At 40.5% G+C, this 14,978-nt stretch carries 18 protein-coding genes and 1 pseudogene; 2 read left to right on the top strand and 17 right to left on the bottom strand.

The features are described from left to right. Window positions 1–80 precede the first annotated feature (80 nt). The 6 genes and pseudogenes from M8E35_RS26835 to M8E35_RS02990 form a co-directional block, all read right to left on the bottom strand. Window positions 81–263: pseudogene (locus tag M8E35_RS26835) on the bottom strand (histidine kinase); the annotation flags it as partial. A gap of 70 nt (window positions 264–333) precedes the next feature. Next, window positions 334–774 carry a response regulator gene (locus M8E35_RS02970; RefSeq protein WP_252467263.1) on the bottom strand — a complete coding sequence of 147 codons (441 nt, stop codon included), beginning with the start codon at window positions 772–774 and terminating at the stop codon, window positions 334–336. Between the two features lie 89 nt (window positions 775–863). Next, complete coding sequence (locus M8E35_RS02975) at window positions 864–1,121, bottom strand: CpaB family protein (RefSeq protein ID WP_252467264.1); 258 nt, start codon at window positions 1,119–1,121, stop codon at window positions 864–866. After that, window positions 1,072–1,470 carry an SAF domain-containing protein gene (locus tag M8E35_RS02980; protein ID WP_252467265.1) on the bottom strand — a complete coding sequence of 133 codons (399 nt, stop codon included), beginning with the start codon at window positions 1,468–1,470 and terminating at the stop codon, window positions 1,072–1,074. The genes M8E35_RS02975 and M8E35_RS02980 overlap by 50 nt, the downstream gene beginning before the upstream one ends. Beyond that, complete coding sequence (locus M8E35_RS02985) at window positions 1,445–1,609, bottom strand: hypothetical protein (protein WP_252467266.1); 165 nt, start codon at window positions 1,607–1,609, stop codon at window positions 1,445–1,447. Before M8E35_RS02985 ends, M8E35_RS02980 begins: the two co-directional genes overlap by 26 nt. Window positions 1,610–2,231: 622 nt before the next feature. Further along, window positions 2,232–2,474, bottom strand: coding sequence for a hypothetical protein (locus M8E35_RS02990; RefSeq protein ID WP_252467267.1), 243 nt, complete (start codon window positions 2,472–2,474; stop codon window positions 2,232–2,234). A 315-nt stretch (window positions 2,475–2,789) separates the two neighbouring features. Here M8E35_RS02990 and M8E35_RS02995 point away from each other — a divergent pair, with 315 nt between their 5' ends. Continuing rightward, on the top strand, window positions 2,790–3,098 hold the full coding sequence (locus M8E35_RS02995; RefSeq protein WP_252467269.1) for a zinc-ribbon domain containing protein: 309 nt from the start codon (window positions 2,790–2,792) through the stop codon (window positions 3,096–3,098). A gap of 107 nt (window positions 3,099–3,205) precedes the next feature. Here the strand turns inward: M8E35_RS02995 and M8E35_RS03000 are convergent, their stop codons facing one another. The 11 genes from M8E35_RS03000 to M8E35_RS03050 form a co-directional block, all read right to left on the bottom strand. Then, on the bottom strand, window positions 3,206–4,057 hold the full coding sequence (locus tag M8E35_RS03000) for a nitrilase-related carbon-nitrogen hydrolase (RefSeq protein ID WP_252467271.1): 852 nt from the start codon (window positions 4,055–4,057) through the stop codon (window positions 3,206–3,208). Window positions 4,058–4,101: 44 nt separating this feature from the next. Continuing rightward, the gene (locus M8E35_RS03005; RefSeq protein WP_200797885.1) at window positions 4,102–5,043 is read right to left on the bottom strand and encodes a LysR family transcriptional regulator; all 942 of its coding nucleotides are present in this window, start codon (window positions 5,041–5,043) and stop codon (window positions 4,102–4,104) included. Between the two features lie 410 nt (window positions 5,044–5,453). Continuing rightward, window positions 5,454–6,917, bottom strand: a complete 1,464-nt coding sequence (locus tag M8E35_RS03010; protein ID WP_252467272.1) for a cobyrinic acid a,c-diamide synthase CobB — start codon at window positions 6,915–6,917, stop codon at window positions 5,454–5,456. Window positions 6,918–7,132: 215 nt separating this feature from the next. Further along, entirely contained in the window at window positions 7,133–7,354 is a 222-nt protein-coding gene (locus M8E35_RS03015) for a hypothetical protein (protein WP_073029409.1), read from the bottom strand. 33 nt (window positions 7,355–7,387) lie between these two features. Next, window positions 7,388–8,446, bottom strand: a complete 1,059-nt coding sequence (gene dsrB / locus M8E35_RS03020; protein ID WP_252467273.1) for a dissimilatory-type sulfite reductase subunit beta — start codon at window positions 8,444–8,446, stop codon at window positions 7,388–7,390. Between the two features lie 40 nt (window positions 8,447–8,486). Further along, window positions 8,487–9,710: a dissimilatory-type sulfite reductase subunit alpha gene (dsrA, locus tag M8E35_RS03025; protein WP_252467274.1), complete on the bottom strand. Its 1,224-nt coding sequence runs from the start codon at window positions 9,708–9,710 to the stop codon at window positions 8,487–8,489. Window positions 9,711–9,744: 34 nt separating this feature from the next. Next, a complete protein-coding gene (locus M8E35_RS03030) occupies window positions 9,745–9,933 on the bottom strand; it encodes an ATP-binding protein (protein ID WP_007784269.1) in 189 nt (62 codons plus the stop codon). Between the two features lie 420 nt (window positions 9,934–10,353). Continuing rightward, window positions 10,354–10,512: a hypothetical protein gene (locus M8E35_RS03035; protein WP_252467275.1), complete on the bottom strand. Its 159-nt coding sequence runs from the start codon at window positions 10,510–10,512 to the stop codon at window positions 10,354–10,356. After that, complete coding sequence (locus M8E35_RS03040; protein WP_252467276.1) at window positions 10,484–10,891, bottom strand: oxidoreductase dimerization domain-containing protein; 408 nt, start codon at window positions 10,889–10,891, stop codon at window positions 10,484–10,486. Before M8E35_RS03040 ends, M8E35_RS03035 begins: the two co-directional genes overlap by 29 nt. Before the next feature lie 85 nt (window positions 10,892–10,976). Then, window positions 10,977–12,578: a (Fe-S)-binding protein gene (locus M8E35_RS03045; protein ID WP_252467277.1), complete on the bottom strand. Its 1,602-nt coding sequence runs from the start codon at window positions 12,576–12,578 to the stop codon at window positions 10,977–10,979. Between the two features lie 44 nt (window positions 12,579–12,622). Then, window positions 12,623–13,513, bottom strand: a complete 891-nt coding sequence (locus tag M8E35_RS03050) for a respiratory nitrate reductase subunit gamma (protein WP_252467278.1) — start codon at window positions 13,511–13,513, stop codon at window positions 12,623–12,625. A 689-nt stretch (window positions 13,514–14,202) separates the two neighbouring features. On the opposite strand from M8E35_RS03050, the gene M8E35_RS03055 reads away from it, so the two are divergent. After that, on the top strand, window positions 14,203–14,955 hold the full coding sequence (locus M8E35_RS03055; RefSeq protein WP_252467279.1) for a hypothetical protein: 753 nt from the start codon (window positions 14,203–14,205) through the stop codon (window positions 14,953–14,955). Window positions 14,956–14,978: the final 23 nt, after the last annotated feature.

Genomic DNA, 14,978 nt, shown 5'->3' on the forward strand with positions numbered 1-14,978 from the left:
TTCGCCCTACACCTTAGACAGAATCTGTTCGACATGCTCTGCAGTGACCAATTCTGCATACTCTGGCCGTGTCGGGGCAGCTAAGACTTGAAGCCCAAAAAATGAGTCAAGAAATACGACTGAATCTCAGAATACTTGATAGTGCCTGATTGGGTTAAGTCCGCTATCGATCGTTTAGGAATTAGGTTTAAAAAAACCGCAACATCTCCAAACTGAAGGTTTAGATCGATTAGAAGGACTCGCCATTTGCCGGAACTCGCTAATTGTACTGCAAGATCGGTAGCTAAAGTCGTATTGCCTACTCCGCCCTATGTACTAAAGAACGAGATCATTTCACAGTTTTCTAGTTTTAGGGCTGTTAGTTACCTTTATCTGTTCTCCCGAAACATCTCTTTTCCGTTGATCTAACTCATAGACCTTGGCAATAACACTGAAAAGCTCATCTCCAGTAAAGGGCTTGACAATATATTCTCGTGCTCCAGCCATCATGGCTCGACGTAAATATGCCTGTTCTCCTTGTACTGACATAATAATGACAGAGCATTCCGGAGCACGGTGGGCGAGTAACTCTGTAGTACGTATTCCGTCCATTTCCGGCATGTTAATATCCATCAAAATAATATCCGGCCTGTTTGCTTCGGCAAACAATATCGCTTCAGAGCCTAACCCTACATCACCCACGACCTCAATATTATCTTCAAACTGGAGAAGCCGTCGGATGCTGTCCCGGGTGTCACTGATATCGTCAACAATCAAGATATTGATGCGTCTCACAGTAACCCCTCCTTACTTATAGTTATTAATAAAATTGGGATCCATAAATATATTTTCCGTAAACGGGGTATCTTGGCGAATTTCTGTATTTACCGGGTTTCGCATAACAAACGCAGACTGCCTTTTTCACCGCCGAGTGTGACAGCCATAGCTTGAGGTACGCTTAGCGCTAGTGTGTACGATTTAGTCTCAACCTTATTTTTCTCTTCTTTAAGTGTTTCTCCAATACTCAACACTAAGACATCCTGAGCTGCTAGAGTAGTTAAAGTCACTGCTTGTGTATTTGCATTGGAGTCATTAATATCTATTGTCACCAAGACATACGTGATCACCGAGTCTAATGGCATAACCCACTCCACTTACTAAACCTATCGGTATTGCTACAGCCCTTTTCCCATTCGGAACAGTCAGGGCTGCAGTACTTCCTGTCAAAAGCCCATCACCATTACTCTGAGGGGAAGGACGTTCTACCATTGAACTAACAACTAAATCACCCGCTGATAGATTTAATAGAGCTACTGAACCCACAACATTTTGGATTGTTGAAAATCCACCTTGAGGATACCCTTGGATTGGAATATCCTTCAACTCTAACTGACTGGCCGCAATTACAGTCCGAGCTGGGATGTCCGTCTTAACGATTACCAAAGGTTTGAGTGTAGAAGTTGTATTAGTTGTCGCTTTGTTCAGATACATATACGTTGATCCAGCAGCGCTCAGACCGCAGATCAGTGCCAGAAGAAAAAAGCAATTTTTTATAGATTTTTTGTTCTCGCCAGTCGTTGAAGGCAACGATACCAAATATGAATCCTAAAGCAAGGTCATTGACTCTCAAAGCGGCCTCCTAGTGTCAAGAACCCTACTGCGGCCAGTAGGGTTCGTTTTGTTTTATGTTAATTAGAAAAGGGTCCTAGTGGCAAATATTTTAAGCTGGTGTAAGCTTTGCTACTAAGGAATTAAATAGTGTGCTGAGTTGACCGCCCATGGCTGTTAAAGCAATAATAAATCCAACCGCTACGAGAGCGATAATGGGCCCATATACTCTGTAATTGCCTGTCCAGTTTCGTCCTTCAGAAACCCTATTAATTTTGTTTTTATACTCCCTTTTCTTAGTATTCCTATCTGCTTAATTTTATTATAGTTATTAACCGTACAAAACGATATAAGGCAATAGTCGCAAAGTTAATATTAGTTAGTCCTAGTCTTTGGTCCTAGCTTAATTATTTAAATTCTATTGCTTTAAGAGCAAGTGATTTTGATTCGATACAAAAGGGTATTATTAAAAATTAACCTTTTGCTAAGCACGCCGTGGATTGGGAGAAAGAGAAGTTATTCCATCCTGACGCACAAAAAAAGATAGAGCTGTTAGATAGCCCTACTTTCTTAACCATAATCTATTTGATTAAACTTAGGAGTTATTTTCGTTTTTTTAAAGCTGTACTTATTCAACTAACCTTTTAAATGCTTGAGATACATTTCTGCACAAATTCCAGCGCGCAGATACTGCTTACTGCTATGACATTATCTGTTGATGGATTAAGCGGCAAGAAGACCGCTACGACTTCATTAAAGTCATAGATCCTTTCTCCACTTGACTGACATATTAAATAACCCTTCTGATTAAATAAGGTTTCAAGTCTCTGCATGCCAACGATTCGATTGGGAAGTGTCTCAATATCATTGTGCCTCAACGTGCCCACCCCTGTCTAACAGACCGTTACCCATCATTTCTGACTGGTACCGGTCTCTATACTTTCCAACTAATTACAATATAAAGACTTTAGGCTTATTATTATGCAAGAAGAGCATTATTTATTACAAATTACCTTAAACTTGCTAACAATGGCAATTTATAGGACAATTCCCAGGGAAGCATTGACTAATATTTGGTATTTAGTTTATAATTAAATTGCTCGAAGTACTTGAGGATTTAGACAAACTTCTCGATTGCCTAAGGCTGTGGGAAGATTCTGAACTTCCCATGTCGCGGGTAATAAAATTTCGGAGGTTTTTTAATGTTTAGTGACAAAATTTTAGTTTGCAAAGATTGTGGTCGTGATTTTGAATTTACAGCTTCAGAACAAGAGTTCTATGCGGAAAAAGGGTTCACCAATGAGCCTGGCCGTTGCCCGGAATGTCGCGCTGCCAGAAAAGAACAGAATAGAAATAACAGTGGTGGCGGTTATTCTCGTCAACCCCGTGAAATGTTCCCAGCTATTTGTGCAACTTGTGGAAAAGAGACTACTGTACCTTTCCAGCCTTCCGGCGATAGGCCCGTATATTGCAGAGACTGCTACCAACCAAGATCACGAAACAATTGGTAAATATAGCACTTATCCTTTCATAAAGTATACTGACAGATTATCATCTTTAATGACTAGTTAAAAACAAATCCCTTCTCAGGCGCATGCCTAGGAAGGGATTCTATTTTTTATTTATCCAAAATGTCCAATTCTATAAGCTCATGATAAAGCTCCTTGCGTCGATCGGCCAAAAAGAAACTATCTCGCATAGAAGTACGCTCGGGGCGGCGAATATGATTAATCCGCTCGGCCGAAAGGATGGCAGTATATATGCCCTCATTCCCAATTTCCGTCTGCTCAACTAGCTCCCCCTTTGGACCTATTACTAAAGTTCCGCCACTGAATTTTTTTGATTTCCCGTTACTTCCTACTAAATTACAGGCACCTATATAAACAGAATTATCATAAGCTCTTGCTCCAAGGTAACGTAACCAAAGCTCTTTTCGATCTCCAGCCACTAAAGGTGAAGCATGGGGCGCAAATAAGACCTCGGCACCTTTGAGCGAATAGATTGCAGCCGTTTCGGGAAAGTGCCAATCCCAACAAATACCTACTGCGAATGAGGTACCGTGGGCTGAGAAAATCGGAAAATGATCTCCTGGAGAAAAGTATTCTAACTCACTCCGACCTAAATGTACTTTACGATAAACCTTAAGTTCCTCTCCTGGAGATAAGATAACCTGTGATATGTAAGGTCTATGTTCTCCTGATCTTCGCTCTACCATACCAACCAAGAGAGTTATCCCTAAGTCCATTGAGCATTCTCTTAATTGCTTAATCCATTTAGAATCCAAAGGGTTAGCAATTGCTGTTGCATCATGTGGCGAATACCCATCTAAAGCGCATTCTGGAAAGCACAACAGCGAAATTTCCTGCTTTTGAGCAATTTCGGCTAAATAAGTTATGTTTTGTAAATTCCGTTCAGTCTCCCCTACCATAGACTCCATCTGAACGAGTCCAATCCGACAGTCCTGTTTCATATTATCTTGTACTCGCCCTTCCTTTTACTCACTCAGTCAAAATCCTATTCCAGATCCACTAATTCATTGTAGTCCCTGCTTAGAACATCAGACAACAACCTATGATCGTGAAGCAGGTTAATTAAGATGCGTTCATCTTTAGTCTGTGTAGTTCTGGCATTGGTAAGAATACTAAGAGGGCGATAAATAGGCGCATCTTGAATTTTTAAAGTCTTAAATAACTTCTGGTCTCCTTCTCGACTTACAGTCAATGAAGAAATTATAGTTATCCCAAGCCCCGCAGAAACGAGCTGCTTAATCGCCTGAGTACTTCCGAGTTCCATTGCTACATTTAACTGCTCAGGATCGAGCCCTCTCTCTTGTAGAGCCATCTCCATTACCTTACGAGTTCCCGATCCATCCTCGCGTGTCACCAGGCGCTCATTTGGAAGTTCTGCAAGAGTAATGCTTTTCCTTGAGGCCCAAGGGTGAAAATTAGCAATTACGACTACCAACTCATCCTCCCAGAAATTCTCGACATTTAAATCTTTATGCTGAGGGACTGGCCCCTCAATTAATCCAATATGCAATTTTTTTTCAAGGACATCCTGGGAAATTGACTCTGTATTAGCAATCTTTACTTTAAAATCTACGTCAGGATGAGTTTTGAACAAAAACGCTAGAATATTGGGAAGTATATATTCTCCGATGGTTAAAGTGGCTCCGAGATATATCAACCCTCTCTGATCTTTTGCTAAAGCACTTATCTGTTCTTTTGCATTTGATAGAATGTCTAAAACACTGCGAACATGGGCATAAAAAATTTTGCCCTCTTTAGTTAAAGTTACACCTTTATTGGTTCGATCAAAAAAGCGGGCACCATATTGGTTTTCTAAATTTTGAATTTGCAAACTTATACTGGGTTGACTCATGTGCAACTTTTTAGCAGCTAACGTAATGTTTCTAGTTTCTGCAACCTCTTTGAAAACAAGAAGGTGTTGTTCCATGATTGATGTATCCCCTTCCTAGATCTCTATATTAGTTCTCCATTTTAGTGCCTGTTATAAATATTTCCATTCCATAATATTCATAATCATAGTATATAAGCTATAATACCCAATACTGGTAAGTTTGAGTTTGTCCATTAATCATAAGGAAATATAATGATTAGACATTCTTACTCATCCAGAGACATGAATGATTTAATTTCATTCTAAAATGAACGCTTGTCATTATTATAATATCATCCAAAGGACTTATTAGCCAGATATAGACTCATCTTTTCAAAAAAAAGGTTTAATAAACATATTAATAATACTAAATCTATAATAAAAAAGCCTTCCATTTGGAAAGCTTATATATTGATTAGTATAGTCATTTTTAATATATAAAAACTAATGATTGTTTAAGGAGCGCATTAGCTTAATAACTTATCTGCCTGTGCCCACTTAGACATGTGGTAATTTACAGATAAATTCATCATTCCTTCAGCCCATTCGGGACAGCCTAAAGCATGAATATGATTGTATGCTGCAAATACATTTTTATAACAAATTCCATCATGCTGCCCATCAATTCCATGACCGCGCTTAACAATTAACCCGAATTTCACATGAGGTGCTAAGTTAATCACTTTAGAGTTATGAAATTCATGACCCTTAATTTCTGCCTTTTCCTTAAACCAGGACTGATCAGGATTGGTTTCCATAATCGTATAGCCATGTCCTTGCGGCTTACCTTCCATTTGAGTGTCGAATGGCAGTAAACCAACCATCTCAAAGTTCTGAGAAGACGTCCGAATAGACCGTCCCAGGTACATAAGACCACCACACTCTGCATAAATCGGCAGACCCTTTTCTCCGGCTATTCTAATGTCTCCACGCAAAGTTTCATTTTCCTCTAGTTTTGCTGCAAAAACCTCTGGAAAACCTCCGCCAATGTAGAGTCCGTCAAGATCATCGGGAAGTTGATTATCTGAAAGAGCACTAATAGGAACCACTTCTGCTCCCAGTCCTTTTAATGCTTCAATATTTTCTGGATAATAAAAACTAAAGGCTGCATCCTGAATAATCCCTATTTTGGGTTTTAAACCTCTATTTTTCAAGGAGTATTCAGCTGTTAAGTTAGGAACTATAGACTCCGAGCAACTCGGAAGTTCAGGTGCACTTCGAGCTAATGTTAAAATTTTATCTAAATCAACATGTTCACTGATTACATCAGCAAAATAATCAAGCAATTTGTCTGTTTCATCAAACTCACCTTTTGTAACAAGTCCCAGGTGACGATCAGGGATACATAAGTTTACATCCTTTGGAATTGCACCTACTACAGGGATTTTGCAAAATTTTTCGATAGCTTCTCTAGCCATCTTCTCATGACGAACTCGAGCAACTTTGTTAAGAACAACACCAACAATCTGAACATCCGGATCAAAGTGCTGATATCCCATCACCATTGCAGCTATACTCCTGGTCATTCTAGTAGCATCTACAACAAACAATACGGGTGTACGTGTTACCTTGGCTATTTCGGCAGTTGAGCTGCTACCTTCTAAATCCAGTCCATCATAAAGTCCCATAGCGCCTTCTATAATAGTAATATTTTTTTCAACAGATTGATCAAATATGGATTTGCATATTTGATTTCTTTTCATGAAGAAAGAATCTAAGTTGCGGCAAATATAACCAGCTGCCGCAGTATGCCAACTGGCATCAATATAGTCTGGGCCCTTTTTAAAGGGCTGTACTGCCATTCCTTGCCGTGCAAAAGCTCTGAGTAATCCCAAGGTGAACGTTGTTTTCCCACTTCGCCCCTGAGGTGCTCCAATTACTAAGCGAGGGACATTTTTAATATTCTGTTCATTTAGTGATAATGACAACATAATACCCACACCTTTCTTGGAGATTTTATTCAGGAGAGAGTACGCTAGGCCTATCTCAAAATGGAGCTGGATAGAATGAAGATAAAATTGACCACCCTGAAACCCGTCCCCATAATGCAGATACGAATCAGCAGAAACAGGGACATCGGGCATTTAGGATGGTCTATAACGCATATGATAACAATCTTTATCTCTGGTCCATCAGAAGATTAGGTTTAATCTGGTGTTTGGACCTTTCCTTTTAGGCAAATAAATGTTGTAGTAATATAGAGATATTCAACGAGGTCTTCAGCAGTAAGTTCCTTTACTGCGTTATCAACATCGCTTTTTGTCGCACCAATAGCTACTGCGACATCTCTACTCTTAGCTTTTTGGACTTTCGCAAGGTATTCTAGAACCTTGGCTTTGACTTCGGGATCTGCTGGTCCTCTTGCCATTTTAAATACCAACTTTCTAAATTTTTCCTCAGATTAGTACTTAAATGATGCTGAAGTACGGAATGTCTCTCTGGAGAAGATATAATCATCAATCAACATATCTGAGAACGGTAGCTCAGCCAAGCTGAAGAACTTCTCCCAACCAATCCGCTCAACCCACTCACCCACACGCTCACCTTTTTGAGCATTTGCAATCCAGAGTTCAATGATTTTACGAATTGCTTCAGTTGTCTCAGGCCAACGAGGAGCAGTGTTCGGCAGGAATGGAATGACCATACGTGAGAAACTCGGTGCTGAACGAGCATTGGAGGTTTTACCACCAATTAGAATCGCAATTCCATCGTTCTTAGGATCATATATTTCCATTCCTGGAGACATTGTATAGCAGTTACCGCAATACATACATTTATCTTCATTGACGATAACGCTCTTGTTCTTAGGATCTGGACGAATAGCTCCTGTTGGACAGCTAGCTACGAGACTTGGAATCTCTGTGCCTTTGCGAATTACATCGTGGTTGATACGAGGTGGAGTTCTGTGAACACCAACGATCGCAATATCACTGCAGTGTGCAGCTCCACACATATTTAAGCAACAAGCTAAGCCCATTTTTAATTTAGCAGGGAGTACCATGGTATTGAAATACTCATATAAATCATCCATTACGGCTTTAACAACACCTGAAGCATCGGTAGCCGGAGTATGACAGTGTACCCACCCTTGAGTGTGTACGATATTGCTAATGGATTGGCCTGTTCCACCAACACAGTAACCTTTAGCATTTAAAGCGTCCAGAAGAGGGTTTAGTTTAGCCTCATCAGAAACTAAAAATTCAACATTGTTACGGGTTGTAAAACGAAGGAATCCATCACAGTATTCGTCAGCGATTACACATAAATCACGTACAAAATCAATACTGACTAAACGTGGAGAACCCACACGGACACTGTACAAAGCTGCGCCACTTTCGGCAACATGCTTTAGTACACCTGGCTGAGGAATCTCGTGATATTTCCACTGTCCATAGTTTTCTTGAATAATCGGAGGAAGCATCTTCTTATAATGCGGAGGTCCTTGATCTAAAACTGCCATCATTATCCACCTCTCGTTAGCTACTTATTATTTTAAAAACTTAGAGCTTCGATCCATCGAGTGCCGTTCCAGACCTGTCAAGATCATCTTGATCCCAGAATACATATGGATTGGCACGTGGGCGGAAGACCATTTGCGGTACAGGCTCAACTTCAATTCCTTTGAGGAATTTGGTCATTCCTAAACGATAAATAGTTTCACCGATACGCTCGCGGGACTTACCGTGTTCATCCCACCACTCCCAGATACGACGCATAAGATCTTTGAATGGCTCGAAATCATCTTCAGTTTCCATTTTCATGAAAGGAACAATAACCCAAGACATGAATGCAGACTGAACAATTGTCGATTTACCACCGATTAGAATGGTAGCACCTTTTTCTTTTCCTGCACGAACAGCTTTAGGCATCATATTGATACAATGCATGCAACGTGTGCAATCTTCACCTACTACGCTGAGTTCTTGAGTATCAGCATTGAATGTGAGACAGCCGGTTGGACATTTGTCACAAACCATTCCTTGAACATCAAATTTTTTAGCAACATACTCTTTAACAGCGTCTTGGTCAATTCTTAAAGTATCGCGCCAAGTACCGATTACAGAGCAATCAGAACGAGCAATTGAAGAAGTACAGTCATTTGCACAACCGGAAAACTTGATCTTGCTCTTATATGGCCACATAGGACGATGAAGCTCATCCATGAATTCGTTCGTAATATTATAGCATGCCTCAAGTGTATCGTAGCAAGCGTTTTCGCAACGGCCTGGTCCAACGCAACAGTTAGGAGTTCTTAGGCAAGATCCCGAACCACCGAGGTCAAATCCTGCTTCACTAAACTCGTCGAAAATTGGTTGAATTTGATCAGTTTTGCACCCTAAAAGAATTATATCTCCTGTAGAGCCATGCATATTGGTTAAACCGCTACCATGTTTCTCCCAAATATCACATACTGTACGAAGTGTTTTCGTGTTGTAGAACCATCCCGAAGGTTGAAGTAAACGGATCGTATGGAACTCAGCAACATGTGGGTAAGTTTGAGGCTCATCGACATAACGGCCAATTACTCCACCGCCGTAACCTCTAACTCCAACAATTCCACCATGTTTCCAGTGTCCTCTACGCTCTGCATAGGATCTTTCCAAGACTTGGAGCAACTCGCCTGCAGCTTCACTCTTCACCGCAGCGCGCTTAATTTCCGTCACAAAACTGGGCCATTTACCTGATTCTAGCTCGTCCAGTAGTGGCGTTTTCTTTTCTGTCATGGCACACCCTCCGTCTTCTAGTTTATGGGATTACTTACATTTCAGTAATACTGATAGCACCAGTTGGACAAACTGATGTACAGCTTTCACAACCCATGCACTCTGATTCATCACCAGTTACATGAGCCTTGTCCTCACTAAAGCCAAGCAGGTGAGCTGGGCATCCTTCTGTACATGAGTCACATCCTGAGCACAGATCTTCATCGATTGATACAATAAACACAAATTACACCTCCTTAAACTATTAAAGAGAACAAACAAACATTGGACACTGGGAAACTTTTCACTTGTGTAAATTAACACTAGTCCATGTACTTAATTTAACACCTTGAGTTCCATTCGTACAATATATAATACAGATTGTACTATATCGAAAACTAATTATCAACAAGTTATAAAGAAGTAAGGATTTTTACTTAAAGTACGCTTTCGTGACCGAGATGCCTCCTTGGAGAAAAGCGACCTCTTTTAGTCCTTTTCCCTGGAGCATGCAGGCTGCTTCATACCCTCTAATCCCTAATCCCTAATCCACAAACTGTAACAATTAATGAATCAGTTTGGATCTCTTCCCATCGGTCTCGCAATTCACCTAGACTGATGACTACAGTACCCTCAATTGTCAGAGGACTGGCTTCAACCTCTTCTAACTCTCTGACATCAAGAATATACAGTTTTCGCTGGCTTGCAGGCGTTTTTGAACCGTTTCGGCAGTAATTCCTTTGGCTAACCCCAAGCGCATGTTTTCCAGGGTGGTAGCGGCATGAATCAGAACGTCAATAGCTGTGGCAAATGGCGGGTGCATAAGCCAGATCCAGATCGATTAAATCTTCAACTTTGGCGCCAAACTTGAGGGCTGTTGCTAAAACATCAAGCCTCTTTACGCTCTCTCCCATGCCACAAACTTGGGCATCAAGCAAACGTCCACTCTCTTGTTCGGCAATTAATTTAATCGTAATATTGGCATGCATTGGGTAATAATGAGTAGAATCAAGCCCGCTGCTCACACTGGTTACAACATTGTATCCCTTTTCTTTGGCTTCTTTTTCTCCCAGACCAGTGCGCCCAATATTCAAGTCAAAGGCCTGGAGAACAGATGTTCCCTCGACTGGTGCAAGGCGTGTATCTATTCCTCCAATATGATCTGCAATAACCCGCCCTTGTTTGTTAGCTGTAGACGCCAATGGAATCAATTTTGGAAGAATGGACCATTTCAGAAATTCTGAAATGGTCCATTCTAAAAAACATCGATTAATACCGACAGATCGCCTATTCTAAAAACTCAAGGAAAGGTTTTTTCAAACTCACAAGAGCATTTACCATAAGTTCAACTAAACCGCCATATTGAAGGTTGTACTTCTCGGTTGCATCGTAATGCTCAAGAAGACCTCTCATAGCCCCTTTGCAGTTAGAACAAGGAGCACAGATGTATTTAGGGGTTGAGGTATCCTCCATAGTTCCTTTAAATGCTCCAAGAATCTGGTTGAATTTCACCCTTGAAGCAACTTGCGTTCTAAACTCAGGGAAGTTAGCAGAATTCATGATAGCGAATCCGCTTCCTCCGCCACAACAATAGTTGTCTACACCATGGGGAGTCATTTCTCTAAACTGAGGACAAATAGCTTTAAGGACATTGCGTTGTGGTTCCACAATTCCCATTTGTCGTACGACATTACATGGATCGTGAAGAGTCACTGGAAAGTTATTCTTACTGGGATCAAGGATTAGACGTTTACTCTTAACCATATCCCAAAGAAGAGGTAAACAGCTTTCCACAGGAAGTCTATCAGTACCCATACGATCAGCTGTAATCATCGAAGCCTTATGGGCGTGACCGCACTCTGCCACTACTAGTCTCTTAACACCAAAATCTTTGGCAACTTTCATCTGCATCGTAGCAATTTTCTTAGCCTGAACATCATCATACCAAAGACCGTAGTTTACGCTGTCATACCCCATGATTTCACTGCTAAGGGTCCAATTTAAGCCAGCTGCATCAAAAAGAATGGCGAAAGCAACGGGGTTTTCCGGCCAGGCCATAAACTCTCCGGCATTATGCAACACTAAGATATCGGCACCTTTTTTGTCTACCGGGAATTTAAGTTTAATACCAAATTTTTCTTCAGTATCTTCCTCTAAAAACTCCAAAGTATCTAAAAAAGCTGGTTTACTTAACCCTGTTGATGAACCAGTTTTAATCTGCAACATCGTCCCTTTAGTATGAAGAGGAGTCGGGGCAATCCCCATTTCTTGGCTGAAAATCTTGCGAATTTCTTTCGTGAGGATGGCGTTATCCAATCCCAATGGACATGTTTGAGCACAACGACGGCAAAGATTACAGCGATAAGCCAATTCTCCCAGCCGAGCAATCGTTTCCCAATTCACATCGATATCTGCCCCTACAAAACCTCCAAGAAGCTTTCCGCTCGTCGTAAAATACTTCTTTACGATTTTTCGCAAAACCTCGGAGCGGTAGATCGGGCGATACAGTTCATTGTTTCCTGCTGCTGTATAGATATGACAGGCATCTGAACATGTATTGCATTTCGCACAGTATTCGAAGGACAATAACAACGGTTGCAGAACACCATTATTAGCATCGGAAAAGATTTTTTCTAAACCGCTGAGGAACTTTCGAACGAATTCGTCTTCTTCCTCTTTAGATTTTGGGCGAGTCAGGGTATCAATTCCAATATAACCATCTAACGACGTGCAGTATTTCTCTTTCCAGGCAGGTTTAGGATCAGTCAAAGGGGACTCCATCCCTGGTTTATCATATGGGGCTAATAAAGGTATGAGATTGTCCAGCTTGATTAGTTGCTCATCTGAACGCCCCATATCCTTTGGACGTAAATCTTTTTGATCTAACATACTTTGATCCCTCTTTCCATAAAGTTAAGACACACGAATCAGAGTTATTTCTCGGGTGCTACGGGTGGCTTAATATGAGGAGCAGACCATGAGGTGGTCGGACGGAATGACGCCGCATTTTTCACTTGTTGCTCAACACCACTCCCTTTGAGATTCGGGTTATTATCCCATAGAACCTTATGGAACGTAAAATACTTGCCAACATAGTGGCTCATTTTGCTGATTGGAATATAAGTTAACATAATGCCTACAAGGACAACATGTAAAGTGAGTAAGCCATCGGCAACAAAAGGCGTAAAAGTAACGAGGTTTCCAGTTACTTCCCTTGCATAGCCAAAGGATAAATCATTTCCCCATGTAAAAATTCCTGTAATGAGTGCAACAAAAATCAATAAAAGATTAAAATACTCTTGAGGAGTTGTGTATTTTTTCAACGTATTATCGAACGCTCTGCGAAGAAACAGCATCCCAGAACCCAAAGCAGCCAAAGCAAGCCCGATATACCCAGTAACAATAGAAAGGTAGAAAACCAACAGCCCCAAAATACTTGAACTGTCAGCTGCGACAAGAATCCCATTGAGTTCAAACATCGCTCCTATGACCAATAAGATTGTCCAAGCCATTATCAAGTAAATTCCTAAATGCAACGCATAAGAAATCCACCAGAAAGGACGCTGATTTTCAAATAATTTTTTAATAAAAATAATTTCTTTAAGCATTTCAATTATTTCTCTCATGTGAGAAACTTCATGTGGCTTACTCCACCAAGCCGTTTCCTCGTAGTAGGAGCCTCCGTGTTCATACCCCTTTTCTTTAGGGACAGGATAGAGATCCATTCTACCATGAAAGGGCATTCCAGCAAATTGATACGCTTTGTAAACAGATATTCCTACGAAAAGAACAATGGATAGATACGCAATAATACTAAGAATCACAATCCCAACCTCCTTCTCTTGTTATCTATGCACACTTTATCTTAAGTGAGTTTGTATGGCTTGTAAAATTATCATTTCTCATTATACTATCGCAGAAATTGATGACTGTGTAAATTAGTACTTTCTAAGAAAAATAACTGTTTTATTACAATTTTCATTTATTTTAAAATAATAAAGAGCATCTCCGAAGAAATACCTTGCAGAGATGCTCCTCATATTTTGATTAGTTTTTAAAAGATTACTCCTAGAGCGATGAGAATAAGGATAGCGATTGAGATTATGCCTACACCAATATAACTCCCTACACCACAGCCGACTCCGTATCCGTACATGAAAGCTCCTCCTTTCAAATCGACGAACAATTATGCTTGATTTTTACTAGAATACAATTCCCATTGCTATGAGCAGAAGGATAATAACCACTACAACAGCAATTCCGGATAACCAATTAGGTCCACAAGCTCCTTCGACAACTCCACCAAATGCCATTTTATATTCCTCCATTTCCTGTAATTTATGGTTAATTTTCTTAATTCAATGTATGCATAATGGGCAAAACTGTTACTAGATTATGGAAGTTCGAACTTGACCTAAGTCAATACATCTTTTCTGAAACTTTATTATCCTATAGTTTTGATATAACATATAATTGGTTTTTAAGTAAGCCGAGAAAAATTAGGAGGAAATCAATGAAAGCACTGTTTACGTTAACTTCCAGTGAATCGAAACGACTAATTGCAAAAGGGATAAAAGGAATATCCAGTATACAGAATGCAATGGAAAAGCATACTATCATCGTAGCCGGCGGTACGACGAATGCCTTTGTAGCTGAAGAGTTACTTGGTATACAGCTTGAGGACAAAACCAGTTATACAATGGGTATCGTCACCGGAGGAGAGTTAGGAGTCAGTAAGTCTTCCAAAAAAATACCTCCCTATGTTATTTCTAACGGGCAGTCTCAAGAAATTTTTTGGAAAGATTGCTTACCTAAATTGCAAAGAGGAGACGTTTTTATCAAAGGTGGTAATGCCGTAGACCACACCGGCTTAGCAGCAGTAATGGTTTCGGATTCAATGGGAGGAACGATCGGAGCAGCTCAAGGGACCCTTTATGCCCGAGGTATCGAATTGATTGTACCTATTGGGCTTGAAAAAATGATTCCAGATGTGAGAGCAGCTGTTGAATTTATGACTAAATCTTCAGTCGACGAAGCGATTGGAAATAAGGTTGGCCTTATTCCAATGGTTGGAGCAACGGTTGTCACAGAATTGTCCGCTCTGGAAATTCTCTATGACCTTGAGGCGCGCTGTATTGCTGCGGGTGGAGTTGATGGTTCAGAGGGTTCTGTGACGATTGCTATTGAAGGGCTTGATGAAGAAGTTCAGCGGGCAATTAAGGACATAAAATCTTTAAAAGGTGAACCCCAAGTGAAAGTTCACTAGATTGATTAAACAAAAAGCTGTCT

It is taken from the genome of Desulfosporosinus nitroreducens, assembly GCF_023897015.1.
Classification (GTDB): Bacteria; Bacillota; Desulfitobacteriia; order Desulfitobacteriales; family Desulfitobacteriaceae; genus Desulfosporosinus; species Desulfosporosinus nitroreducens.

Excerpts from the sequence above, each read along its gene's own strand:
- M8E35_RS02975 (WP_252467264.1), bottom strand. The coding sequence starts at position 1,121 with ATGCCATTAGACTCGGTGATCACGTATGTCTTGGTGACAATAGATATT.
- M8E35_RS02980 (WP_252467265.1), bottom strand. The coding sequence starts at position 1,470 with ATGTATCTGAACAAAGCGACAACTAATACAACTTCTACACTCAAACCT.
- M8E35_RS02995 (WP_252467269.1), top strand. The coding sequence starts at position 2,790 with ATGTTTAGTGACAAAATTTTAGTTTGCAAAGATTGTGGTCGTGATTTT.
- M8E35_RS03000 (WP_252467271.1), bottom strand. The coding sequence starts at position 4,057 with ATGAAACAGGACTGTCGGATTGGACTCGTTCAGATGGAGTCTATGGTA.
- M8E35_RS03005 (WP_200797885.1), bottom strand. The coding sequence starts at position 5,043 with ATGGAACAACACCTTCTTGTTTTCAAAGAGGTTGCAGAAACTAGAAAC.
- M8E35_RS03010 (WP_252467272.1), bottom strand. The coding sequence starts at position 6,917 with ATGTTGTCATTATCACTAAATGAACAGAATATTAAAAATGTCCCTCGC.
- M8E35_RS03015 (WP_073029409.1), bottom strand. The coding sequence starts at position 7,354 with ATGGCAAGAGGACCAGCAGATCCCGAAGTCAAAGCCAAGGTTCTAGAA.
- dsrB (WP_252467273.1), bottom strand. The coding sequence starts at position 8,446 with ATGGCAGTTTTAGATCAAGGACCTCCGCATTATAAGAAGATGCTTCCT.
- dsrA (WP_252467274.1), bottom strand. The coding sequence starts at position 9,710 with ATGACAGAAAAGAAAACGCCACTACTGGACGAGCTAGAATCAGGTAAA.
- M8E35_RS03035 (WP_252467275.1), bottom strand. The coding sequence starts at position 10,512 with ATGCACCCGCCATTTGCCACAGCTATTGACGTTCTGATTCATGCCGCT.
- M8E35_RS03045 (WP_252467277.1), bottom strand. The coding sequence starts at position 12,578 with ATGTTAGATCAAAAAGATTTACGTCCAAAGGATATGGGGCGTTCAGAT.
- M8E35_RS03055 (WP_252467279.1), top strand. The coding sequence starts at position 14,203 with ATGAAAGCACTGTTTACGTTAACTTCCAGTGAATCGAAACGACTAATT.